The 24,272-nt window shown below is 42.3% G+C and carries 18 protein-coding genes; 3 read left to right on the top strand and 15 right to left on the bottom strand.

Annotation, left to right across the window (positions count from 1 at the left end):
* The first annotated feature begins 97 nt into the window (after positions 1-97).
* Positions 98-1,378: a D-alanyl-D-alanine carboxypeptidase family protein gene (locus ACESZG_RS06535; protein WP_227310975.1), complete on the top strand. Its 1,281-nt coding sequence runs from the start codon at positions 98-100 to the stop codon at positions 1,376-1,378.
* 106 nt (positions 1,379-1,484) lie between these two features.
* Here the strand turns inward: ACESZG_RS06535 and ACESZG_RS06530 are convergent, their stop codons facing one another.
* From ACESZG_RS06530 to ACESZG_RS06475, 12 genes are all read right to left on the bottom strand, one after another.
* Positions 1,485-2,945, bottom strand: coding sequence for a glycosyltransferase family 39 protein (locus tag ACESZG_RS06530; protein ID WP_227310973.1), 1,461 nt, complete (start codon positions 2,943-2,945; stop codon positions 1,485-1,487).
* Positions 2,946-2,963: 18 nt separating this feature from the next.
* On the bottom strand, positions 2,964-5,408 hold the full coding sequence (locus ACESZG_RS06525; RefSeq protein WP_055199723.1) for a glycosyltransferase family 2 protein: 2,445 nt from the start codon (positions 5,406-5,408) through the stop codon (positions 2,964-2,966).
* A gap of 1 nt (position 5,409) precedes the next feature.
* Positions 5,410-7,917, bottom strand: coding sequence for a glycosyltransferase (locus ACESZG_RS06520; RefSeq protein ID WP_082433139.1), 2,508 nt, complete (start codon positions 7,915-7,917; stop codon positions 5,410-5,412).
* A gap of 2 nt (positions 7,918-7,919) precedes the next feature.
* The gene (locus ACESZG_RS06515; protein ID WP_008706113.1) at positions 7,920-10,112 is read right to left on the bottom strand and encodes a bifunctional 2-polyprenyl-6-hydroxyphenol methylase/3-demethylubiquinol 3-O-methyltransferase UbiG; all 2,193 of its coding nucleotides are present in this window, start codon (positions 10,110-10,112) and stop codon (positions 7,920-7,922) included.
* Positions 10,113-10,167: 55 nt separating this feature from the next.
* A complete protein-coding gene (locus ACESZG_RS06510; RefSeq protein WP_008706114.1) occupies positions 10,168-11,448 on the bottom strand; it encodes an ABC transporter ATP-binding protein in 1,281 nt (426 codons plus the stop codon).
* A gap of 111 nt (positions 11,449-11,559) precedes the next feature.
* A complete protein-coding gene (locus tag ACESZG_RS06505) occupies positions 11,560-12,375 on the bottom strand; it encodes an ABC transporter permease (protein ID WP_008706116.1) in 816 nt (271 codons plus the stop codon).
* A gap of 12 nt (positions 12,376-12,387) precedes the next feature.
* Complete coding sequence (rfbC, locus tag ACESZG_RS06500) at positions 12,388-12,942, bottom strand: dTDP-4-dehydrorhamnose 3,5-epimerase (protein WP_008706119.1); 555 nt, start codon at positions 12,940-12,942, stop codon at positions 12,388-12,390.
* A 76-nt stretch (positions 12,943-13,018) separates the two neighbouring features.
* Complete coding sequence (locus ACESZG_RS06495; protein ID WP_020993492.1) at positions 13,019-14,320, bottom strand: D-alanyl-D-alanine carboxypeptidase family protein; 1,302 nt, start codon at positions 14,318-14,320, stop codon at positions 13,019-13,021.
* A gap of 85 nt (positions 14,321-14,405) precedes the next feature.
* The gene (gene rffA, locus ACESZG_RS06490) at positions 14,406-15,536 is read right to left on the bottom strand and encodes a dTDP-4-amino-4,6-dideoxygalactose transaminase (protein ID WP_055053014.1); all 1,131 of its coding nucleotides are present in this window, start codon (positions 15,534-15,536) and stop codon (positions 14,406-14,408) included.
* Positions 15,529-16,827 (bottom strand): acetyl-CoA carboxylase biotin carboxylase subunit family protein, encoded by a 1,299-nt coding sequence (locus ACESZG_RS06485; protein WP_020993493.1) that lies wholly within the window; start codon positions 16,825-16,827, stop codon positions 15,529-15,531. Before ACESZG_RS06485 ends, rffA begins: the two co-directional genes overlap by 8 nt.
* Positions 16,824-17,786, bottom strand: coding sequence for a hypothetical protein (locus ACESZG_RS06480; protein WP_008706125.1), 963 nt, complete (start codon positions 17,784-17,786; stop codon positions 16,824-16,826). Before ACESZG_RS06480 ends, ACESZG_RS06485 begins: the two co-directional genes overlap by 4 nt.
* Complete coding sequence (locus tag ACESZG_RS06475) at positions 17,786-18,721, bottom strand: glycosyltransferase family 2 protein (RefSeq protein WP_008706126.1); 936 nt, start codon at positions 18,719-18,721, stop codon at positions 17,786-17,788. Before ACESZG_RS06475 ends, ACESZG_RS06480 begins: the two co-directional genes overlap by 1 nt.
* Before the next feature lie 192 nt (positions 18,722-18,913).
* Here ACESZG_RS06475 and ACESZG_RS06470 point away from each other — a divergent pair, with 192 nt between their 5' ends.
* Together ACESZG_RS06470 and ACESZG_RS06465 are read left to right on the top strand one after the other, a co-directional pair.
* A complete protein-coding gene (locus tag ACESZG_RS06470; protein WP_008706128.1) occupies positions 18,914-19,264 on the top strand; it encodes a hypothetical protein in 351 nt (116 codons plus the stop codon).
* Positions 19,257-19,595 carry an EamA family transporter gene (locus ACESZG_RS06465; protein WP_008706130.1) on the top strand — a complete coding sequence of 113 codons (339 nt, stop codon included), beginning with the start codon at positions 19,257-19,259 and terminating at the stop codon, positions 19,593-19,595. The genes ACESZG_RS06470 and ACESZG_RS06465 overlap by 8 nt, the downstream gene beginning before the upstream one ends.
* A 91-nt stretch (positions 19,596-19,686) precedes the next feature.
* On the opposite strand, the gene ACESZG_RS06460 is transcribed toward ACESZG_RS06465, so the two are convergent.
* The 3 genes from ACESZG_RS06460 to ACESZG_RS06450 all read right to left on the bottom strand — a co-directional run bounded on the left by ACESZG_RS06460 (position 19,687) and on the right by ACESZG_RS06450 (position 24,263).
* The gene (locus ACESZG_RS06460; protein WP_373217792.1) at positions 19,687-21,144 is read right to left on the bottom strand and encodes a GH25 family lysozyme; all 1,458 of its coding nucleotides are present in this window, start codon (positions 21,142-21,144) and stop codon (positions 19,687-19,689) included.
* A 199-nt stretch (positions 21,145-21,343) separates the two neighbouring features.
* The gene (locus ACESZG_RS06455) at positions 21,344-23,929 is read right to left on the bottom strand and encodes a L,D-transpeptidase (RefSeq protein ID WP_055053015.1); all 2,586 of its coding nucleotides are present in this window, start codon (positions 23,927-23,929) and stop codon (positions 21,344-21,346) included.
* Positions 23,930-23,999: 70 nt separating this feature from the next.
* On the bottom strand, positions 24,000-24,263 hold the full coding sequence (locus ACESZG_RS06450; RefSeq protein WP_022380118.1) for an HPr family phosphocarrier protein: 264 nt from the start codon (positions 24,261-24,263) through the stop codon (positions 24,000-24,002).
* Between the last annotated feature and the right edge of the window lie 9 nt (positions 24,264-24,272).

The raw sequence follows: 24,272 nt of genomic DNA, 5'->3' as shown, positions 1-24,272 counted from the left end.
TACTGTTATTGTTTTTATGTTATCGTTTTTATGTAACTGTTCACATACAATGAACAGTTACTTTTCAACATTTTTATGTACAGGAGTATTATATACCATGATGATAAAGAAAAAAAGAATCACTGCAGCCCTGCTGGCTCTGGGACTTGGTGCTGTCACCATGTTTTCACAGTTTCCGGTATCTGCTGCTGAAGAAACAGCTCAGAATACAGACGCCGCCGCACAGACAGCAGATCCGTCTGTCGTAGTCACCAACGGTATCGACGGATGGCCCCAGGCTTCCGATATTTCGTCTGCCGCAGCAATTGTAATGGAAACTTCCACTAACACAGTCCTGTATTCCAAAAATGCAGATCAGCCCCTTTACCCTGCAAGCGCAGTCAAGATCATGACCTGCCTGGTTGCTCTTGAGAACAGCAGTCTGGATGAACAGGTAACCATGACTGCAACCGGTGTTTCCGGTGTTACTGACGGAGGAGCCAATATTTCCTCACAGTTAGATGAGGTTTTCACCATGGAACAATGTTTATATGCCATCATGGTTGCCTCTGCCAATGATATCGCACTGCAGGTAGCTGAACATGTGGGAGGTTCTGTGGATGCTTTTGTACAGATAATGAATACCCGGGCACAGGAACTTGGCTGCACCAATACTGTCTTTACCAATCCTACCGGTCTTCCTGATGAGAACCAGCATATCACCGCCCATGATATGGCTCTGATCATGGAAGCAGCTATGGCAAATGACACTTTCCGCACTATTGCAGCAACTACTTCCTATACACTTCCGGCAACAAATGTTTCCGGCGGTGAACGTGTACTTACAAACAATTTTACCATGATAAACAGCACCAGCGACGGTTATTATAAACCCTGTATCGGCGGTAAGGAAGGGTACACAGAAGCTTCCGGAAGTACCCTGGTATGTGAAGCTTCCAAAAATAACATGAAGCTGGTATGCATTGTATTAAATGGCGCATCCGGTGTTACCGATGATGAAGCGATCGCGCTTCTCAATTATGGTTTTGACAATTTTGCACCCCTTACCATCGCAGACGATGATTTTAACCGTCTTTCCGGTGGTACAGTCATTGCACCAAACGGTGCCACAGAAGATAATCTGACCACAGAAGATACTTCTTCTGACGGACAGATCACACGCCAGTATTACTTTGGAGGAACTCCTGTAGGAACTGCGATTCTGGAAGACGCAGAGCAGCAGACAAATGATGCCGCAGTAACCGGTCAGAAGAATATGGAGGCAGCACAGGCATATTCTGCTTCCCATACAACTGCTCCTTATTATATCATCGGGGCGATCGGGGCAGCATTCCTGCTGTTTTTCCTGTTCCTGATGATCAAAGTGATCAAATCCTGAAGTCTACTTCTGAATACCAGACAGTAACCATTTCTTTGATAGATAAAATAGATAAATTTAAGGGACTTCCGCAAGAGCTTTTCATGCGGCAGTCCCTTTATTTCTTTTAAGGCAAGATTAAAAATGCCCAGCAGGCAAATGGCGAAATCACCAGCAGTACAGTCAGTACTCTGTATATCAAACTCCGCACCTTTTCATTTTTCACTGTTTTTGTCAGAATATTATTCCAGCCCAGCGTAACAAAGTACATCAGAGGATATAACGCAGGCATAAGATATCTTCCCTGTGGCTGATTATCACTGTAATAAACATAATACAGAAACAGAAATACCGGAATCATAATCAGAAATACCATCATCAAATGGAAAATACCTTCTTTATTCCACTCTCGGGATATCACCTTTGTTTTGATCTTCCATCTGTCATTTCCAACTGCTTTCCGCTGTGCAACATACATTTTTTTTCTCAGATCAAATGTCTCTTTTACAAAAAATACACTGATGATCCCAACAGCAAAGAACAGCATATACAGTTTGCTGACCGTATATGGCATATAAATTTCCATCTGTCCAAAAGTACCGATGAAACTTACACACACTGTCAGAATCCAGTTATGATACCAGCCGGGATCCTGATAAAGGATAATATCTTTCCAGTTCCATCCCAGCTTTGCAGGCGTCGGATACAGTGAAGGTCTGTAATCCTTCTGAGCATATTTTTCCGCACATTCCGCACAGGATTTCCTTCCCAGGAAATCTCCGTTATACAAAACTGCGTTACGGATGAACCACCAGCCGCAGAGAACTAAAGTAACTGCTGCGATCACTGCTCCTCTGCTGAAAAGGAAACGAACTCTCTGTGAAAAAGCTTCTTCTCTGCAGAGTAATACCGTAAAACAGAAGAAGAAAAAACTGCAGAGTATCCAACCGTATGCATTATAATAAGACAATGCACATACGGCCATTCCCACTGCAAGGAGTATACAGTTTTTCCATGTCCAGTCTTCTCTCAGATAAGAGGCCCATGCATACAGAATCATGGCTGCTGCCAGCAGTGCCAGTGAGTCTGTATTCACATAAGTTCCCACAAAGATTGCCTGCGGCATAAATCCTGCCAGTGCTGCAAACAGCCATCTAACTTCTCTGGAATATTTTTCTTTCGGAAACAGTTTGCCCGAAGCTTTTACAACAAAATACACTGCACCTGTGACAAACAGTACATCTGCCATACGTGCAATTTTGAACATGGAGTATCCCGGATCTGCAAAAAGCCGGGATATTCTCATAAATAATGCAGACACCATATAAGATACAACCGGATAATATGCATAGGAAATTCCCCACACTTTATTCCTGACAGCCGGATCATCTCCCCCCGGAAGAGCTCCATGATGTTTATAAATGTAATCTGCAACATAATATCTCATCTGTTCATCCGGCCCTGAATTAAAAGGCTGTGTCATCGCCCAGGTTGTCAGCAGGATAAACGCCAGAAATACAAAAATGAAAATTTCTGTTTTTTCATTGATCTCTTTCTTTTTCTTTAACATATCTTCTTTCACATTCATTTTATAGCAATTTCATCTTCAGATTCTTTTCAGAGAAAAGTCCTGGCTCTTCAGAGTGAGATTGGGGTTATAATAAGGATCTCCGTTCTCCAGGATCTCCGGCCATTTTTTCTCAAAGGTGGCAATTTCTTTGTTAAATCGTGCCACTTTTTCCGGAGTATCCTCAAGGCCTCTGGATTTGGATTCATAATGGTATAATTCCGCATATGGATTATACACGATCAGATATTCCGCCTTTCTCAGCTTCATGCAGAAATCAATATCATTAAATGCAACAGCCAGTTCCTCTGAAAGTCCTCCCACTGCATCAAATGCAGATTTCTTCACCATCATGCAGGCAGCTGTAACCGCACTGTAATCCTGTGCACAGATAATTCTGTGACAATATCCGGTGGTACCTCTCTTCTGCTGGACAAAACAGTGTCCTGCAATTCCGCCAAAACCGATCACAACACCTGCATGCTGGATCGTATCATCCTCATAATAAAGTCTTGCACCCACTGCGCCTACATCTTTACGCATGCAATAACCCAGGAGTTCTTCCAGACAGTCCGGATTAATGATCTCTGTATCATTGTTAAGCAGAAGCAGATACTCACCCTTTGCAAAAGATGCACCATAATTATTAATGGCAGAATAGTTAAAGACTCCGTCCCAGTATACCATGCGAACCTTCGGATTCTCTGCCTCCAGTTTTTTGTAATATTCAAAAGTAGCAGAATCTGTACTGTTATTCTCTACAATAATGTACTCATAATTTTTGTACGTAGATTTCTGTTCAATGGATTCCATACATCTCTTCAGATCATCAATATGGTCTTTATTCGGAATAATAATAGAAATCAGCGGATCATGATCTCTGATAAACTTCGTTCTGTACAGCCCCAGATATTCACCCTTAAAAACCTCTGCGTGGATTCCTGTTCTCTCATAGTGAGCCTGTACTGCACGTCTTCCGGCTTCAAAGGCATAAAGCTTGCTCTCGGGATTCTCTGCTGTGGAGTCCTCATGGCAACGCCAGTGATACAGGATTTTTGGAATATGACAGATTTCTTCATCCTTTACTGCTTCCACACAGCGTAACACAAAATCATAATCCTGTGCACCGTCAAACTCACTTCGCAGCCCGCCAACTTTTTCAATTACTTTTCGTGATACCACAAACAGATGGCAGATATAATTGACCGTACACAGCAAATCCGGATTATAGTCCGGTTTAAAATGCGGCTGAAAGAATTTATGTCCATCCATAGACATCTTATCTTCATCTGTGTAGATCACCAGTGTCTGCGGTTTCTCATTTATTGCTTTCACACATTCAAATAATGCATTCGGCGTCAGCTCATCATCATGGTCTGCAAAGGCAATGAAATCACCTGTTGCAATTTCAATGGCACTGTTGGTATTCTCTGAAATCTGAAGCGACTCCTCATGAGAAACGTATTTAATTCTGTTATCCTTCGCTGTCAGTTCTTTTAACAATTCCGTCAGTGGTGACTGTGCGCCGCTTCCGTCAGAGAAACAAAGTTCCCAGTTTGAATAAGTCTGTTCCTGAAATGATTCTGTCAGTCTTCTGAGATATTTCTCCGGTGTCTTATACAGCGGTACTACAAAAGAAATCTTGGGTCTGTATCCAAAGGATGTTTTCTTCTGTTTCTCCAGTTCGTTCCTGTCCGGCAGATGATGTCTGATCCATTTCTGATAGGATGGCGGTCCCTGACGTACATTTTTAACCTTTGTCACTACCTTCTCAGCAAGAGCCGCCGCACCCTGAGATTTCCAGTAGCGGATTCCTTTTTCTACATATTTGTCTAATTTCTTTGCCAGAATATCAGCTTTTCTCAGAGGAACCACATGTACAGTTTTCTTCTCGCCTGCATAAAACACTACATACAGGCATTTTCCCGAAACGTTGGTGATCTCAGAGAAGAATCCTGTCTTTCCCGGATCCTGTGCTTCTTCAAACAGCTGGTTGACATCCACCCTGTCTGTTCTCTGGATTTCAGCGGCAACCGGCTTTTTATCCGCATCAAAGATACGGACAGTCACAGGCTTCGGTGCAATGGCCCACCCTCTGATCCGTACAGTTCCCTGTTCTGCACTCTCTTCTTCAAAATATACCTGCGGTTTATCTCTTTTTTTATCCAGTTCACCGGCAGTGATGGAAAACCAGACATGTTTTTTATCCGAAAACTTCTCATAGATCACAAGCTTATGATACCCCTCCAGATTTTCCGGTATCTGAACAGTTGCCGTAATCTGTATTCCCTGCATTTTCTCCGGATCTTTAAAACGTTCCAGTGCACTTACATTTTCATTTTCTTTCACAGACACCTTCAGTTTGTGCTGATCCAGATATGCCTCCATCACCGCATCTTTCGGCCAGTGTCCCTGCACAATATACTGTGTCCTGTCTGATAAATGAAATCTTTCTCTTACTACTTCAAATATTTCCTTAGGCATGTTAATCTCCGTTCTTCTCCTGTTTTCTCAGAGAACAGTCTGTGTTGTTTAATGTCAGATTGGGGTTATAATAAGGATCTCCTTTCAGGAGCTCTCTTTCCCATTTTCTCCGGAAACAGTTTACTTCTCTGGAAAAACGCAGCTGTTTCTCCGGTGTATCTTCCATTCCTCTGGATTTGGATTCATAATGATACAGTTCTGCATACGGTGTGAATACAATTTTCACTCCATATTTTCTCACTTTCATACAGAGATCAATATCATTAAATGCAACCTTCAGCTCCTCGTCAAATCCTCCGACTGCTTTAAAAACAGAAGTCTTTACCATCATGCAGGCGGCAGTGACTGCACTTATCTCCTGCACACAGCGCAGACGTCCCATATATCCTTCCGCATCCCGGGGAAGTTTACATAATACATGGGCAGCAACTCCACCAAGACCAACTACCACTCCTGCATGTTGAATGGTGTCATCCGGATAATACAGTTTCGCACCGGCCATTCCCACGTCTTTTTGCTGACAAAGCTGAAGCATTTCTTCAAGCCAGTTCTCTGTAATGATTTCCACATCATTGTTAAGAAACAGCAGATATTCTCCCTGCGCCTCTCTTACTGCAAAGTTATTGATCGCAGAATAATTGAATTCTTTTTTCCATGTAAGGATCCTTACATTTGGGTATCTGTTTTTCAGTGTCTCATAGTATACAAAGGTTTCTTTTTCCACACTGTTGTTCTCAACAATAATGATCTCGTAATTCTTCCATGTTGTCTTCTCTTCTATGGATGAAATACACAGTTCCAGATCATTAATGTGATCTTTACTTGGAATGATCACAGAAATCATCGGTTCGCCGGAAATAGTCAGATGGCTTCTGTACCATCCCTTCTTGTCTGCAAGTTCCGCTGTTGCAGAAACCTCCGCCCTGCGGTAATGCTCCTCCAGTGCCTTTCTGCCTGCTTCCCAGTTTTTCTTCTCCTGTTCTTCTGTGATCAGGTTCTCTGCTTTCATGGAATGACAGAGGATCTTTGGAATATGCACAATATTCTCTGCCTGCTCACTGCATCTTAAGAGCATATCATAATCCTGTGCACCATCATATTCCGGATCAAACTTTCCGGCCTGTTCCAGAATTTCCTTCCGGATTGCCCAGAACTGTCCGATATAATTATTTTCCCTTAATCTGAACAGATTGAAATCCGGCTTGAATTCCGGCTCAGAATAATGTTTTCCGTCTGCGCTGATCTCATCTTCATCTGTATAGATCATATCCGCTTTTTTCTCTGTGATCGCTTTGACCATCTGAAAAAGTGCATCAGGTTCAGGTATGATCTCCTGACCGGCAAACAGAACATACTCTCCCATTGCAAGTTTCAGAGATGCATTAAGATTTCCCGAAATGCCGTTGTTTTCCGTAACCTTCTTGTAGGAAAGGCGGATCTCTTTTTTATATTTTTTCCGCAGAAACTCTCCTGTTTCCTCTCCCTCACATGCATCTGCAAGACACAGCTGCCAGTTACCATAGGTCTGTTCTGTATAAGCATCGATCACACTTTTTAACCTTTGTTCATCTGTATCCGTCACCACCATCACAATACTGATCAGCGGTGAATAAGAAAAAACAGCATTTCTCTGTCTTTTTAATTCCTTTCGGAATGCGACATGATCTTTCAGCCAGTCTTCATAATCCTGATCTCCGTCCTTAAGCTGGGAATTTCTCACATAACGGATAAATCTTCCAATACCGTTTTTCTTTATATATTCCTGATTCTTCTGCCTGTTCTTCAGAGACAGCAGTTTCATCTGCTGATACAGTCCGGTATTTTCCCGTTTTATTTTTTTTACATTTACAGTATAAATTTTCTGTACATCTTTTCCCCTGAAACAGATGCAGATATTCTGATCGTTTGTATTCTCCAGATTGACAGTAATACTGAATCCCAGATTTCTTTTCTCTTCTTCGGAAATCCCCTTTGCCTCTTCCACGTCCGGACGTCTTTGTCTGGTGATCGTACATTCCAGAACCTTCCCATCTGTACCCTGTACAAATATCTCATCCGGCTCCAGCTGGTTTACAACCCAGCCTCTGACTGTCAGGATACTCTCCTGTGTGATCTGTTCCTCATCAATATGATATTCAATAAGACTTTCCTCACAAAAGTCCTTCACTTCTGCAGCTGTGGCTTCCCAGATGATTTCTTTTTCATCTCCTGCTCTCAGCGCAAGCTGCAGTTTCTCATGTTCTTCTGCAAGTTTTATAATTTCCGGTATCTTTACTGTGAATCCGACATTTCCCACTTCTTTTATATCTTTTGTTTCTTTTAAATCTTTGGCAACATCCGCTCTTTCACAACGCGAAGGTTCAGGAACGAAGAGTTCCTTTCCCGAGCCATAAAGAATGAAATCACATTCTGACTGATTTCTGGTTATCGCCCATCCGGTAATGGCCAGAGTATGATCTTCTTTGTCACTGTATATTTTTTTATCTACACTCCAAAGTATATTTCCCATAACTAAACCCTTTTGATGGCACGATACACTTTCCATGCCTTACTGCCTTCCACCTGATCGACCAGAGCTTTCTTCTGCGCAAGCTCCTGACTCATCTGCTCCATTGCCCTTTTCTGCTCTGCATATACTTTCCAGAATTTCTTTTCTGTGGTTTTCCGGTCCAGGATCTCCATCTCAATCTTTATGGACTTTCTGTTCTCAGGAACAGAATCTACTATGATCTGCGGATCGTCACCGCCGAAATAGAATTCTCCGGAGGACACTTCACAGCCATCTGTGTGAAACTTTACCTGACTTTCATCTTCCCATGTCAGCTTTACAATTTTAAGTCCCTTGGACATTTCGCCCGGATCAAGGCGAAGCATTGTGGTATTCTCCGGAAGTTCAAACTCCGTCTGAATTTTCCCGTTTCTGAACAGATATCTCACAGAATCAGCCTCATTAAAGCTCTTTCCGTTATCCCAGAAAATCTGAAGCATTTCCAGAGATTCCTGTTTCTTTTCTCTGTAATAATCTTCTACTTCCACCCGGCCCGGAGAGATCTGGGCATACATATTTCTCATTGCTGTATGCTCACCCAGAATATACTGCTGGAAATTATGTTCCATCTCCACATAAACTTCTATATCTTCAGGCAGGATTCCTGCTTTCTCATAGAAATCCCGTTCTTTAAGTATTCCTCGTTTGTCATTCAGTTCCAGATAATAAAAGATCATCCTGTAAACCAGGAACTGTGAAGGTACAGGAAATGCAAAGGTCCACTCATAGTCGATCACAGATACTTTATTCTCAGAGAGGATAATATTTGCAGGAACAAAATCAATATTGGATATTTCTGTACATTTCAGATCAGAACGCAGGTTTACATTTCCAAATACCCTTACAAATTCCGGTGTTTTCTCAAAGGGTTTCTTCTCATGAATATTCTTTACTTTCTGTATATAAGAGAAGAATAATTTCTCCAGTTCCTCTGTTCTGCCTTCTTCCAGAAGATGATCCAGCTTATCTTCCAGGGTGATACCTGTCAGATATTCCAGCTGCGCACAGTCACCTTTGATCCGGCAGCGGTTTACTTCAATTTCCTCTTCTTTATACATTCCGGTCAGTTCTTCGCAGATAGTTCCCAGATTCCGTACATGAGCTGCCGCTTTCTTCTGCGACGGTACTTTCTTCACAGTCAGCTGCCCATCTGCTGCTTCACTGATTTCCGTATAAATGGAGAGCTTCTGATCTCTCTCATTGGAAAACTTCACATAAACCGGTGCTGTCTGTGGCTGTTCTTTTCCGATCACAAGAAGAAAGGAATTGGCAAACTGCGGGTAAAGATCATTGCTCAAAAGTGTATTATACACCTGAGATTCCTGAAACAGATCCAGACGGAGTCTGTCAAAATTGTAGTCCCTCATATGCAGCTCTCCGCTTGCAGGGAGATGTCTGTCTGAATGAATAGTCATTGGAAATTTGTAATCCGGATATGGATAATACCAGTCGGCTTTTAAGTTTCCTGCTTCCTCCAAAATTCCATTAAATTCTTTTCTTGAAAAAGTTTTAACCCCTTTTGTTTTGGGGTATCCCTGGATTCCTTCGAATAAAGTTCCAAAATGGTCCTCTGTACATCCGGCCCAGTATTTCAGTCCCAGTCTGTTCTCAATGGCCAGAATGATCTTTCCATCCGGCTTCAGATGCTTTGATATGATCCTGAGAAAGTCCACATAGGGATTCTCACTCCGGATATAGGATTCTCCATACTCAAATACACCGATCAAAGTAATATAGTCGTATTTCTCAGTAAGGTTTTTCTCGATCTCCTGAAAGTTTCCCACAAGGATCTTAAGATTATCCTGATCCTGATGTCTGTATGCATTGATCTTACTTCTTTTCATAGAAAGCTCGATGCAGGTAACTTCCTTCGCCCTTTCACAGAGAGCTCCTGTCACAGCACCACATCCGGAACCAATCTCCAGAACCTTCTCTTCTCCTGTAAAGGGAATCCAGCTCAGAATATTCTCCCTGATATGAGAAAAATGATAAAGAATTGGCCAGCTCTTTCTCTCACTGATCACTCTGTTAAATTCTTCCGGTGCAAAATCTCTGGAAATTGCAAGCATTTCATCCTCTATCGCACCATCACTGTATAGATCTTTTCCCGGATAGCACGTGGTATCCAGAATTACTTTCCCGATTTTTTCTTCCATATATAGTCCTCGCGCTGATTATTTTTTCGCACTGATATTTGTCATCATAACATTCTCAGACCTGTTCTTCGCACCGTACTTCCACCTTTGAATCCATATCATAGAATCCAACTGTATTTTTACTGGAAATAACTGTTATGTTACATGCGTCATAAAGTCTGTGGAATACCGTAAAATCTCCGTTTTTATACCCTGTACATCCAAATGACAGGAGATACTCACCGCCCTGAAGGTTCATGTTCTGTGTAAATGTTACAGTACATATATCCCCTTTTCCGGAGTGTTCTATCTTTGCATTTTCATACATGGTATTGGTACCTGTGATTTCCGTACCCTGAATATTTTTAAATGTGTATGCCATGATCGGCTCCTGAATCTCTTCATTAAACCGGACTTTCATACGAATTTTGAAGCAGCTTCCCTTTTCAACAGTATTGGAACATCTTCCTTTATCATCAATGACTCTGAAATCTGTGATCTCAGCAATACGGCTTCCATATTCCAGCATATTGGGATTTACCTGAAAATCTCCCAGTCCTTCACTGTCCTCTGCCACAATCTGCTCTGTACCGTCAGATTCATTCTGTTTTACAGGATTCTGTCCTACCAGAAGCTGTTTGTACAGGTCAACCATCTGCTTTGGTGAACCTTCATCCATCTTTACCCCTTTGTTCAGAAGAATAACTCTGTCACAATACTTGGAAACGCTTCCAAGATCATGACTTACAAACAGGATCGTCTTTCCCTGTTTCTTAAATTCCTCAAACTTGTGATAACATTTTGCCTGAAAGAACACGTCGCCCACAGACAACGCCTCATCTACCACCAGGATCTCCGGATCAATATTGATCGCAACAGCAAAAGCCAGACGCACGAACATACCGCTGGAATAAGTCTTTACAGGCTGGTGGATAAAGTCTCCAATGTCCGCAAATTCCAGAATATCATTCAGTCTGGCATCAATCTCTTCTTTTGAAAAACCGATCATGGTTCCATTCAGGTATACATTCTCAAGACCTGAATATTCCATGTTAAATCCGGCTCCCAGTTCCAGCAGCGCGGAAATTCGTCCGTCTACCTTTACTTCCCCTGCTGTGGGAGTCAGGACACCGGTGATGATCTTTAAGATCGTGGATTTACCGGAACCGTTGGTTCCGATAATTCCCACGCATTCTCCTTCATAAATATCAAAATTTACATCATGAAGTGCATAATGCTCTTTATAAAGTTTCTTTCTGGTAAGCCCCAGCGCTTCTTTCAGTCTGTCCGAAGGCTTATCATATAATTTATACATTTTGGTGAGATCCTTCACCTGAATTACTTTCTTGTTCTCCACGTGATTTCCTTTCTGTTATGTTCCTGTGTTTTTCATCTTCTTCTGACTTATTTCACGCTTACCAGTACAGCGAAAATTAAGTTTCTGCTATATTAATATTCGCTGTACTAGTTACAGTACATCTGCAAAATGAATGCGCAGACGTTTAAATACCCAGCTTCCGAACAGGAAACACAGAATTGTAAATATCCAGAAATAGACCGTCCATCCTGCATGTTCCCAAAACCAGGTTTTCATCAGGAATGTATCTCTGTATCCGGAAACAATATAATACATCGGATTCAGTTTCAGGATCTTCATGATCACAGGATGTCCCATCAGAGGTGAAGCCTCAACGATCCACATGATCGGAGTCAGCCAGACTCCTACCTGAAGCACAATGTTGATGATCTGGGTCAGATCTCTGAAAAAAATAACGATTGCACTTGTGGCATAGGATAAGCCCAATACCAGAATGAACACACATACACTGTAATAAATAATCTGCAGATAATAGAAATCAGGAAATTTCCCATACGCTGCATACAGGATGATCGTAAACAACACAAAGAATGCATGCACAAACATAGCAGAAATGATCTTGACTACCGGAAGCACACTGATATTAAAAACGACTTTTTTTACCAGATAATTGTATTCCAGCAGAGAATTTGTCCCCCCTATCAGCGCATCCTGGAAAAAGAACCATGGAACAATACCTGCTACCAGATAAAGAACAAAAGGAACTCCCAGATCCCCTGTTCCGGAACGAAAACCTACAGAGAATACAAACCAGTATACCAGGATCGTGATCACAGGCTGGATAAACGCCCACACAATTCCCAGATAAGAACCTGCATATCTTGTTTTGAAATCATTCTTTGCAAGCTTTGCAACAAGCCGTCTGTTCTTATAAATATCCATCGGTAAAGAAAAAATTGTATTCAATCGCTCATTCTCCTATTTACGGTACTCTTTAAAGCTTCCCCATTTGGTATCTTTGTCAGAAAAGCTTAATTCCATTCCTTCCGGAATCGGCCATTCAACTCCGATATCCGGATCGTTCCAGATCAGGCCGCCCTCATCATTTGGATGATAGAAATCAGAGCATTTGTAAACAAATTCCGCATGCTCGGAAAGTACAAGAAAACCATGTGCAAATCCTTTCGGAATGAAGAACTGTTTCTTGTTTTCAGCAGAAAGTACGACTCCAAACCATTTTCCATATGTTTCTGAGCCTTCACGAAGATCTACCGCCACATCAAATACCTCACCATTTACAACACGTACCAGTTTATCCTGTGGGTAATTGATCTGGAAATGAAGTCCGCGAAGTACACCCTTATGTGAGCTTGACTGATTATCCTGTACAAATTCGACATCAATTCCTGCTTCTTTGAAATCATTGTAATTGTAGGTTTCCATGAAATATCCTCTGGCATCTCCGAAAACTGTAGGTTCTACCACTTTTAATCCCTTAATTCCACCACATTCTGTAACTTTGATTTTTCCCATTTTATTTTCCTCTTTTCTTTAGCTTTCTCTGTGTTTCTGTTATATCTGTTCGCATAAATCCACATGATATGCAGACTTAGCCATAATATCTTTTTTCCTTTTTTGCAAGTGCAATGCTCAGAATGATAATAAGAAGAAGCATTGCCGCTCCTATGATCAGAAGTATTTTTCGCAGTTCCGGCATCCCCGCAGAAGTTTTTTCTTCTCCGACAGTATCTGCTTTCTCATTTTGATCCGCCTGATCCGTATTTCCTCCGGATGTATCAGAAAGGGCATCCACTGCAGGTTCCGGTGTAGGTGTAGCTTCCGGAACTTCAACGCTTCCCAAAAGATAATCATTATAATAGTAATCATCTACTGTATTTCCATTCTGTGAATTCTCCTGAACAGTCAGGTTATCCACAGTCACTCCGTTTGGAACTGATACTTCTCCACCATTTACCTGTGCTTTTGTGAAATTTTGATAACCATAGTTGAACAGTGCTGTGGAATCCGTACTGGCAACTGCAAGGTCTGCCGCCTTCATTGTCACTGTAATATAGGTAGTTCCATTCTTCCCTGCTGCTGTCACAAGAGTGTTTCCGGCCTCACTGGTATATCCTGTCTTGCCGCCAATACAGCCATCATAATGATAACTGCTCTCCGGGGCAAGCATCGGATGATGCGTATGCAGTACCCTTGGCTCACTGTTCATGTTCGTAGGTTTGATCGTATAATCTGTAGCACCGATGATCCTGCGGAATTTTTTATTCTTCAGACCTTCCCGCATGATCAACGCCATGTCATGTGCAGTAGAATAGTGATCAGGATCCGGAAGACCACTGGCGTTTACAAAATGTGTATTCGTGCATCCGATCTGTGCCGCACGTTCATTCATCATATCTACAAAGTGCTGCTCTGTGCCGCCTACATGTTCTGCAATCTGGGCTGCGACCTCGTTTGCAGAGCGGATCACAAGTGCATAAAGGCATGCTCTCATGCTCATCACTTCTCCCACCTGCATTCCAATATTGCCGGAATCCCAACTGATATCACGTGTTCCTGTTTCCGTAAAGACAACATCTTCTTTCAGGGAACAGTTCTCCACCGCCAGAAGCAGTGTCATGATTTTGGTAATACTTGCCGGATAACGGATTTCATCTCCGCCCTTGCTGTACAGAAGAGTTCCGCTGTCTGCATCCATCAGTACCCCTGTCTCAGATGTGATCTCAGGACCTGCAGGCCAGCCTGAAATCTCATTAGTTGAAATGGATACGGGTGTAACCTCTGAAACAGCAGCCTGCGCAGTTCCTTCCGCAGCAGTGCAGATCTGAACAGCAGTCATTGCAATGACTCCCACAGCCATAACAACCTTTAATAAATATTTCCATTTTTTCATAATATTTCCTCTTAATATATGTCTCTGTTTTCCGTCCGATGTACCGACAGGTTGATTCCTGAAACAAACTTGCGGCACACGATTATCAGAATCCGTCAAAAGAAGCTATGGTATCTGTGATATACTTCACATCCTCCATATCCAGATTATAAAACATCGGCAGTCTCAACAGACGTTCACTTTCCTTTGTAGTATAAACATCTTCCCCTGAAAATCTTCCAAATTTCTGTCCCGCAGGTGCAGAATGAAGAGGCACGTAATGAAATACGCTGCAGATTCCTTTTTCCCGAAGGTAAGCAATCAGCCGGGTTCTTACCTGTATATCACGCACCTTGATATAATACATATGGGCATTGTGGCTGCATTCCTCCGGCACATAAGGCTGTTCGATCTTACCTTCCTGTGCAAGATGAGCCAGATTTTTATGATAATAATTGTATATCTCCATTCTTTTGGCAAAAATCTGATCTCTTGCTTCCAGCTGTGCATAAAGATATGCTGCATTCAGTTCACTTGGAAGATAGGAAGAACCATAATCTATCCAGCGGTACTTGTCAACCTGTCCGCGGAAAAACTTACTTCTGTCAGTTCCCTTTTCTCTCAGGATCTCTGCCTTCTCCAGATATTCATCCCTGTTAAAAAGGATTGCACCGCCCTCTCCCATAGTATAGTTCTTTGTCTCATGGAAACTGTAACACCCAAAATCTCCAATGGTACCAAGAGCTTTTCCCTTATAACAGGCATCTACTCCCTGCGCAGCGTCTTCAACAACCTTCAGATTGTATTTTTTTGCAATCTCCATAATGGTATCCATCTCACAGGCAACCCCTGCATAGTGGACCGGGACGATCACTTTTGTTTTCTCAGTCACTGCCGCCTCGATCAGTTTCTCATCAATATTCATTGTATCCGGTCTGATATCAACAAATACAATCTTTGCTCCCTTTAACACAAAGGCATCTGCGGTTGAAACAAATGTATAGGACGGCATGATCACCTCATCACCGGGCTTAATGTCGCAAAGATGGGCTGCCATCTCCAGAGCATGGGTACAGGATGTGGTAAGCATTACATGATTTACATGAAATTTATCCATCATCCACCGAGAACATCTTTTCGTATATTCTCCATCCCCACAGAGCATTCCTCTCTGTACCGCATCACGTATGTAATCAAATTCCCTGCCTGTAAAAGCAGGTCTGTTAAAATCAATCATCTGTTTTCTTTTCCTTCTCGTATTCCGGTATCTTATTTCTGTAGGCAACTTCTCTTCCCTCCGGATCCCGGATACTCATCTCACTGAAAAATTTCTCAGTCTCCATCTCCAGCTGCCTGCGGTTTTCTGTTTCTATATAATACAATGCAAGATATGGATTCGGCCCATATTCTATCACATGTTCGCCTTCTTTATAAAAAATCCAGGGTTTTACAACGCATTTTTCTTTTGCAAGCTCACAGGCTGCCGTCTGATCTGCAATCTGAAGCTGTCGTCCCTGAAAATACAGTACAGCCCCATATTTTACCGGATGATAAATATCATGACGGTCAAACATCTCCTTTATCCGGTCTTTTTCATAAAGATAATCCAGCAGCAGTTCCTCTGTCTGAAATCCATAAACCATATCTGTCAGCTCATGTTCATATCCAAAGAAACGTCCTGCAATCTCACATACCTGAATGCCCCTGCCAGGTTTCCAGAAAAACTGCATGGATAATGCACCTTCCGTCTGTCCGGTATAGCGGATATAATTCTGCAGAATATCTGTGGCACTTTTTTCGACCTCCGCCAGGAAACGGGATGGATAAACATTTCGTGTGCTGAGCGGAAGCATTCCCTCTTCCATTTCCGTTTTCTCACGATCTGCAATACTGATCACATTGACTTTCCCATCCATTACCCATGTCATCATGTTAAACTCATAACCGTCATTGTATTCCTCAACCAGAATTTCCTGACAGTCCGTATATTCCGCTGTCTGCAGGGCTTTTTTTCTGACTTCATCTGAATGATGAATAATAAAGATTCCTCTTGAACCATATTTATCCAGAGGTTTACTGATCAGAGGATACTGCAGATTTGCAATACTCTGTTGTATTTCTTCTTCTGATCCCTGTTTCAGCAGTTCCACAGATATTTTCCGAAATCCCGGTGCCGGCAGTCCAAGCTTGTCCAGAACATCCCGGCATGCCGATTTATCCCTGTACCAGGAAAGCTGTTCCGGTTTCAGATAACAGGGCAGTCCTGCTTTGTCTGCAATTTTAACCATACACTCCAGGAGCAGATCTGAAAATGATGTGATGATCCCGTCCACACCTTCTTCCCTGCACATCAGGGCAATAGCATCTACATCTGTTACAGGAATGGTATAAGCCTTATCTGCATACGTTCTGGCAATACCATCTGCATATCCGTCGCACACAACAGTCTCATAACCTTTCTCTTTTGCTTTCTTTACCAGCTCTGTAAATTCTCCGAGCGTTCCCAGAATCAACACTTTATGTTTCATATCCGTTCCTCACATTCTCTGACAACCGAAGCCATATATTTCATATCCTCCACGCTGTAACGCTGATCGCAGGGCAACGGAAGAATATTGGCAGCCCAGGTATATTCCAGACTTTTTGTCTCAGAGTTCTCAATTATATTTTTCCAGTAAGTCGGCACAAATATCTTCTTTTCGGCAAGATATCTGCGAAGTTTCATTCCATCAGCGTGGAAATACGGATATGCAAAAGGTCCCTCCGGCACAGTCTGATTAAATATACTTTCCGATGGAAGCAGTTCTCCGAGAATCCGGTAGTTTTCTTCCCTTTTTTTCTTTGCTCTGTCATAATCCACAGCTTTCAGAAGATTCTGTGTAAGCTTTGACATCTGCCGAAGCTCCATCCCGTCATATTTTGCCGCATTTTCCAGCATATCTTTGTAGTAGGTTCCGGCATTATGCTCATAACGCCCCAGAATATGTTTCATACGCTCTGCAGAATAATCGACAGTCTTATTTTCTGTCAGGCTGGTATCTGTTGACAGATATGCGCCATCGCTGACACCCCAGAATTTTCTGCAGGAATACAGTGTATCTATCCCTTTTAATGGTTTCTGAAAAAATGCATGGGTATGGTCCACTATGATGTTTCCGTAAATCTTTTTATACTCTGATATCCGGGAATCAGACAGCTGACCATAGTAATTAACCAGATAAAGATATTCCCCTTCCGGAAGCTGTTCTTTCGGATACAGAACTTCCAGTTTCTCATTCAGATGATAAAATTCTGTCTCTATCTGATTTTCCTGACAGGTATGCACCACTGATCCACACAGAAAATACGGTAATAGGATTTTCCTGCACCTGCGGCTCTTCAAAAGCCACAGCAGTGCGGTTCTTCCAAGATTGACCCTGTACAGGTCAGGATAATATTCCTCTCCCGGCATCTCTTCCAGCTGAAAATATCCGCCAATTTCCTTCATTATTCGTCCGTATCCTCCCGACGTATTACATAATGGGGCATTTTTTTTGCCTCATTAAGAATATTCATTAAATAGATTCCCATAATTCCGATCGATAACAAAATCAGTCCAAAAAACGCCAGCATAACCAGCATCAGCGAAGTCCAGCCCTGCACAGATATGCCCAGTGTAAAATATCTTACCAGATAACAGACCGACAGAACTACACTTATCAGGAAACTGACAATTCCGATATTTCTCACCAGCAGAAGGGGAAATGCAGTATGTGTCGTGATATCATAAATCAGATCTTTCAGCAGTCTCTTAAAGGAATAACCGCTTTTTCCGTAAGCTCTGTCTGCATGCTGAACCGGAACATTAATAATACGGTTAGAACTCCTGATCAGAAGGTTTCCAATCTGTGGAAGATATGTATTTGTTTTTACCATGGCATCCACAAGGAATCTGCGGATCAGCCTGTAACTGGTGATCTGAAGATCCGGATCTTTTCCCAGCATCTTTGAAGTTGCCCATACAGAAAATTTCGTTCCCAGTTTGCGTATCGGACCATGCTTTCTTCCTTCATAGCTTGCAATGATAACATCCACATCCGGTCTCTCCTGCATGGTTCTGACCATCTTCGGAAGTTCCTCCGGCTGATGCTGAAGGTCATCATCCATTGTTACCACAAACTCTCCTTTTACATGTGCAAATCCACACAGAAGTGCCGGATGCTGTCCGAAGTTACGGGCCATCTGTATGATCCGTACCCTGTGATCCTTTTCTCTGAGTTCCGTCATGATCTCATAAGATCTGTCCTTTGATCCGTCATCTACCAGGATCAGTTCAAAGTCTTCTTTAAGAGTTTCCCGGAATACTTTCTCCAAACGGGTATATAGTTCTCCCAGTGTATGTTCAGAATTATATACAGGAACAACCACTGAATATAAGCTCATATGCTTTTCCTTTCTCTTTTCATCTTTTTGCAATCATTTTTATCATATCATTTTCAACATTTCTTTTCAAGATTCCTGCTGCACAAACCTTGACTTCCCTGCTTTTTTATGTAAAATAGTTACTGTCCGACAGCTTTCAGACACGCTCTATTGGATGAAATCCGTAAAATACCATTATCGCCCGGAGGTATTATGTCAAAACTCAAAGACTACATACAACTTCATCTGAATATCCTGCTGTTTTCACTGACAAGTGTTTTTTCCAAAGCTGCATCTGTTCAGTATAATAAACATGGTCTCAGCAGTCCTCTGCTTTACCTGTTCCTGTTCCTGATGGTAGCCAACTGCGGAATCTACGCCATCACCTGGCAGCAGGTCATCAAGAAATTCTCTTTGTCTACTGCCTATGCCAATAAAAGTGTTTATCTTCTGTGGTCGCAGATATGGGCAGTGCTGATCTTTCATGAAAATCTTTCCATTCAGAATATCATAGGTATTCTGGTGGTTTTATTTGGAGTATGGACGGTGCAGAGATATGAATAGAACATTTATTTTAATCATGTTGAGCGGAACATTTTTTTCCGCTGTTTCACAGATACTTCTGAAACAGAGCGCAAATATCAAATACGAAAACCGAATCAGGGAATATCTCAATTTCCGGGTGATTCTCTCATACACCATATATATGCTGATCCTCCTCCTCAATACATGGTGTTATACAAAAGTAGATATGCGCTATGGTCCTGTCATTGATACTGCCGCCTATGTGTTTGTCCTGCTTCTCTCTCATTTCATTCTGAAGGAAAAAATCACGAAAGGAAAAATCATGGGAAACCTGATCATCATTGCAGGTATCCTGATCTATACGCTTTAATTACGGCAATTTCATAAAAAGATCCCGAAGCTGTTGCAGAATTTCCATCAGTGCCACAGCTGCAGGATCTTTTTATATGTTTCAATATTTTTTACCGCTTTTTATATTGTCTGGTACACACTCCATTTCCATCAAACACAGATACAATCCTGTTGGAACTGGTCAGTGTAATGTTCTCGGCACGCGTACCGGAAAGTGCGGAACTGCCTTTGTAAAAATAGTATTTTTTACCATTCAGTGTCAGCCATCCCTTATACGCTTTTCCGTTTTTCCGGAAATAATAGGTGTGCTCCCCACTTTTTTCCCTGACTTTGTACATTCCATTCTCGCAACGTACACCGTCGCTTCCAAAATAGTAGATATCGCCGGTAGATCTGGTCACGCGGCGGTTTTTAAACATATATCCGGATTTTGTATGGAACCAGTAACATTTCCCGTCTACTTTCTTCATTCCCATCAGAGCATAACCATCAGAACTGATATAATAGGTCTTTCCATTTACAGTTACCCACTGATCTGACACACGTTCGCCATTTTCATTGACATAATAGTATTTTCCATTTTCCTGATGAAGTCCTGTCTGTTCCTGGCTTCCATCATTGCTGCCTGTATCGGGTTTCATTGCCGGAACATAGGAATGCAGAGATTTCCATCTCGGCGTAATTTTCTTTGTATAGTCCACATAGCCAAAATCCATATCAACATCATTGCCTGCAGGAATTCCTGCTACCAGTCCGCTGGTACTATTCAGTCCGCTTTCCCGGTTACCGTCTGTGGACTGCCATATTGTATAATTGTACCGTTCCTTATCAGGTGCCTGAATCGTGTCCCCATATCTTGCGATCCATACATCCACTCCTGATAATAAGGACCAGTCTATGTAATTATCATACCAGTTGGTATTGCAGTAAACCATTGGATAATATCCGGCCCTGCGCACTTCATTGCAGAAGGTCAGTGCCATCTCTGAGACTGTTTTTGCAGAAAGCTTACTTGCTTTTGCATCCTCCAGATCATATACGACCGGATAGGAAACCTTGTAACCCTGCATTTTGCTGATGGCAAGCTGTGCTTCCTTTAATGCGGTAGTTGTCGATAAGGCTGTACTGTACACATAGGTGCCTGTGGGTACTCCGGCAAGTTCTGCATTTGTCATATTCTCATCATAGGTATAATCTTCGTGAGTCAGGCCATAGGAGATCCGGACAAACGCAAAATCTATATCAGACCTCTTTACCTGTTTCCAGTCAATATTGCCCTGCCATTCAGAGACATCCATGCCTCTGGTTATCGCACCCGGAATGATTTCACCACTTCCGTTATAGCAGACACCGTTGATCTTTTTCCATGCTTTGGAGTTCACTTTTTTTCTTGATGACTCTGTACCGGAAGTTCTTGCAGAATAAATAAATTCCTCCTCAGCCACTGTATCACGTCTGTCATAATGCGGATTTGCAAAAACAGAGCTTACAGGCTGCGCTACAGCTATCGCAGCTGCCAGACAACCAACAATAAGCCTTTTTCTGATTTTTAAAAAATCTCTTTTCATCTTTCTACTCCTGTCTTCTAATAAACGTCCATTTTATTACAATACTATTAACATATTATACACACTATATTACATTTTCGCAAGATAATCCCTGATATATACCCAAAAACGGCTGCACATTTCTTGCTCTGTGCAGCCGTTTTGCATATTTCGTTTCTATAAGCAATTATGTTTATTTATCCTGGCAGAAATATCCGGATCAGACAGCCGGATCTGTAGGATCAAAATTAGCAGCTCCTCTTAACGGAGTCAGTGCTTTCTTTCCAAGAGGTCCTTTCATTGCATCATCTGCTTTATATTTACCATCAATAATACTGATCGGTGCGCCATTACAGTTCTCATAAACCCACTTCGCATCTGCCACACAGGTTCTGATACATCCATGTGATGCGGGAGATCCAAGCTTATTGTACTCTACTGCCGGAAGATTATATGAGTTTGCCTGGCCGCAGGCTACAGAATGAACAAAGATTCCTCCCTGTCCGGCACCGTCTACATGAGTTCCATACTGTCCCCAGGATGGTCCCATAAGAGGCTGCCACCTCAGGCTTCTGCTCAGTGTAAAGTTACCGGTCGGAGTTGGTGTTCCTGCTAAACCTACAGATACCCTGATCGTCTTAACAGGAATTGTTCTGGCTGAATCAGCATAAACAGTCATAACTCCGTTTACTCTGTCCACCTGAACAGAATACGGTCCTCTGTATCTGTTTGTCAGATCAGTGATACGGTATCCGTTACGGTCAAAGTAATACAGAATTCCATTAACTCTCATACTCTTATTTCTTGCAAATCCGTTTCCTGACGGATCGATATATCTCACCAGGTTTTTAGCATTACTTACAATTACCCATCCTCTTGTATATTTACCGTTTGCATCCAGATAACCGTTTACTCCATTCTTTTTCATAAACTGATTTGTCTGAACCACACATTCTTTAAGATAATAGTAATTGCCGCTGTATTTTCTCCATCCGCTCTTATACAGGCTTCCCTTAGAGGATGCGATATACCATTTCTTTTTATAGCGCACCATTGTGCTCTTATATACTTTACCTTTGTGTTCTGCGGATGTAGATGATTCAAATATATATTTCTTTCCATCGATTTCTGTCAAACCGCTTGCAAGCTTTCCTGATGGTTTAAAATAATAACCTGCGGAAGTCCACTTATCCGTATAATGATTTCCCTTGGAATCAAAATACAGCCAACCAAGGAATTTGCCACTGGTGCTGACAAGTTTCTGCCAGCCATGTTTCTCAACAACACGACCCGGAGTACTTCCAAAGTAATAGTAATGATCGCCTGCTTTTGCCCATCTCTTTGTCCAGGTTGCCCGCTTTCCGTTTGAGCCAAAATAATATCTGAAATTGCCGTATTTTACAAGTTTATTTCTATAAATCTGGCCGTTACTGTCGGTACAGTAATATGCACCATTCTGAGCCTTCTTCATCACTGATTTCAGAACATATCCATTGGCATCCAGCAAGTAATCTCCGGTTCCTTTCTCCGGGATAGCTGTGGCAACTACGCCACGCTTATAATATTTACCGATGTCTGCCGGAATATTTCCCTTTTTAAAATACAGCCAGCGCTCTCCCTTAGTGGTATCTGAACGAAGCCATCCATTGTGGAACATTTTTCCGGGAATGTCGCTGCTTGCAGGATCAAAATAATACAGGTTTGATTCGCCGTTAACTGTGAGGGTGATCTCTCCTGTCTGTGGCTTACCTTCAGAATCAAGGCAGTAATAATCCTCATTGATCTTGAAATATCCGGTATATGTACCTGCTGCTTTTGCTTTCGCTTCAAGCTGTGCAATTGTCTCCAGATTACCATTCTCATCGTAGTACTGGAAATATGTTCCTGTCCATTTCCATACACTCTTCTCCTGCTGGCCTACTGTAGATGTATATGGAGTTATCGCTTCTCCTTCACATCCGGTATAAACAACAGCCTCATCTGCAGTTGTAAAATAGGACTGATTTGCCTGGGCTTCTGTTTCTTCCCCTGTGGCATCTTCTCCTGCTGACTGAGCTGCATCTGATGTCGGTTCTTCATCAGCTGAAGATTTTTCTTTTACCTCAGCCTGTCCAGTTACAAGGATTCCCTCTTCATCAAACAGATAATATCCTGTATGGGTTTCCCCTTTATACTCTGTGCTGATCTTTACAATTCCGTCTGCCACTGTATAAAATTCTTCATTTGTTACAGACACTGTATCCGTTGCTGCTGGTGTTTCCATTGCTGTAACCTCTGCTGTCACAGCTGTTGTATCTGTTTCAGCCACTGCTGTTTCAGATGATTCTGTCTGATCTCCTGAGAATCCGTCAGTCTCAGACAGCATCTCCTCATCGGGTAGTGCTGCTGTTGCTGCTTTCTGATCATCTGTATTTGCTGTATCCTGATTTTTTGCAGGTTTGCGCAGTTTAAAGCCATTCTCTGTGCTTACCCAGTCCTCAGCTTTCACTACAGCGGCTCCAACGGCATCCGTAGCATCTGCTGTTGACGGCGTCTCGTCCGGCAATGCAGCAGCCGTATCCGTTCCCGCTGTAAATGCGTCGTCTGTCTGTTCCTGTGATGGTACTGCTGTCCCATCATCTCCATCTGAAAAAGCGTCTGCTTCTGTTTCAGAAGTTTCTTCTGTAACATTTACTTCTTCTGCATCTGTCTGTGTGGCAACAGCCGGAGCTGTATCAGGTGAAGTAAATGCAGCAGCACCTGCTTCACTGACAGTTGCCATTGTCATAATAAGACTCAATGTAACCGCAACTAATCTTCTTTTCACAATAAGTTCCTCCTCTTTTATTCATGTTACTTTATGGTTACTGTTCACTCTGTTTGTGCACAGCAGCTTTCTACTCGCCAAGGCCGCTATCAATAGCAGCAACAAGATGATCCAGGGCTTCCTGTTCATCAACACCTTCACAGGTAAGTTCTATCTCATTTCCGCATTTTACGCATGCACCAAGTACACTCAGTACACTCTTTGCATTTGCCATGCCCCCATCGTAGACAAATGTTATCTGTGACTGGTATTTCATTGCCTCATTGCACAAAATCCCCGCAGGTCTCAGATGAAGACCTGTGGGATTTTTAACTGTCACTTTTTTACTGACCATTTCACTGTT

This window comes from Blautia sp. Marseille-P2398 (assembly GCF_964240315.1).
Classification (GTDB): Bacteria; Bacillota; Clostridia; order Lachnospirales; family Lachnospiraceae; genus Blautia_A; species Blautia_A wexlerae.
The sequence above is the reverse complement of the archived record's forward strand: the minus strand, read 5'-3'. Positions and strand labels throughout refer to the sequence as shown.

Bases quoted from the DNA above. Each gene is read 5' to 3' on its own strand.
- ACESZG_RS06535 (WP_227310975.1), top strand. From the start codon at position 98: ATGATGATAAAGAAAAAAAGAATCACTGCAGCCCTGCTGGCTCTGGGA.
- ACESZG_RS06530 (WP_227310973.1), bottom strand. From the start codon at position 2,945: ATGAATGTGAAAGAAGATATGTTAAAGAAAAAGAAAGAGATCAATGAA.
- ACESZG_RS06525 (WP_055199723.1), bottom strand. From the start codon at position 5,408: ATGCCTAAGGAAATATTTGAAGTAGTAAGAGAAAGATTTCATTTATCA.
- ACESZG_RS06520 (WP_082433139.1), bottom strand. From the start codon at position 7,917: ATGGGAAATATACTTTGGAGTGTAGATAAAAAAATATACAGTGACAAA.
- ACESZG_RS06515 (WP_008706113.1), bottom strand. From the start codon at position 10,112: ATGGAAGAAAAAATCGGGAAAGTAATTCTGGATACCACGTGCTATCCG.
- rfbC (WP_008706119.1), bottom strand. From the start codon at position 12,942: ATGGGAAAAATCAAAGTTACAGAATGTGGTGGAATTAAGGGATTAAAA.
- ACESZG_RS06495 (WP_020993492.1), bottom strand. From the start codon at position 14,320: ATGAAAAAATGGAAATATTTATTAAAGGTTGTTATGGCTGTGGGAGTC.
- rffA (WP_055053014.1), bottom strand. From the start codon at position 15,536: ATGATTGATTTTAACAGACCTGCTTTTACAGGCAGGGAATTTGATTAC.
- ACESZG_RS06485 (WP_020993493.1), bottom strand. From the start codon at position 16,827: ATGAAACATAAAGTGTTGATTCTGGGAACGCTCGGAGAATTTACAGAG.
- ACESZG_RS06480 (WP_008706125.1), bottom strand. From the start codon at position 17,786: ATGAAGGAAATTGGCGGATATTTTCAGCTGGAAGAGATGCCGGGAGAG.
- ACESZG_RS06475 (WP_008706126.1), bottom strand. From the start codon at position 18,721: ATGAGCTTATATTCAGTGGTTGTTCCTGTATATAATTCTGAACATACA.
- ACESZG_RS06470 (WP_008706128.1), top strand. From the start codon at position 18,914: ATGTCAAAACTCAAAGACTACATACAACTTCATCTGAATATCCTGCTG.
- ACESZG_RS06465 (WP_008706130.1), top strand. From the start codon at position 19,257: ATGAATAGAACATTTATTTTAATCATGTTGAGCGGAACATTTTTTTCC.
- ACESZG_RS06460 (WP_373217792.1), bottom strand. From the start codon at position 21,144: ATGAAAAGAGATTTTTTAAAAATCAGAAAAAGGCTTATTGTTGGTTGT.
- ACESZG_RS06450 (WP_022380118.1), bottom strand. From the start codon at position 24,263: ATGGTCAGTAAAAAAGTGACAGTTAAAAATCCCACAGGTCTTCATCTG.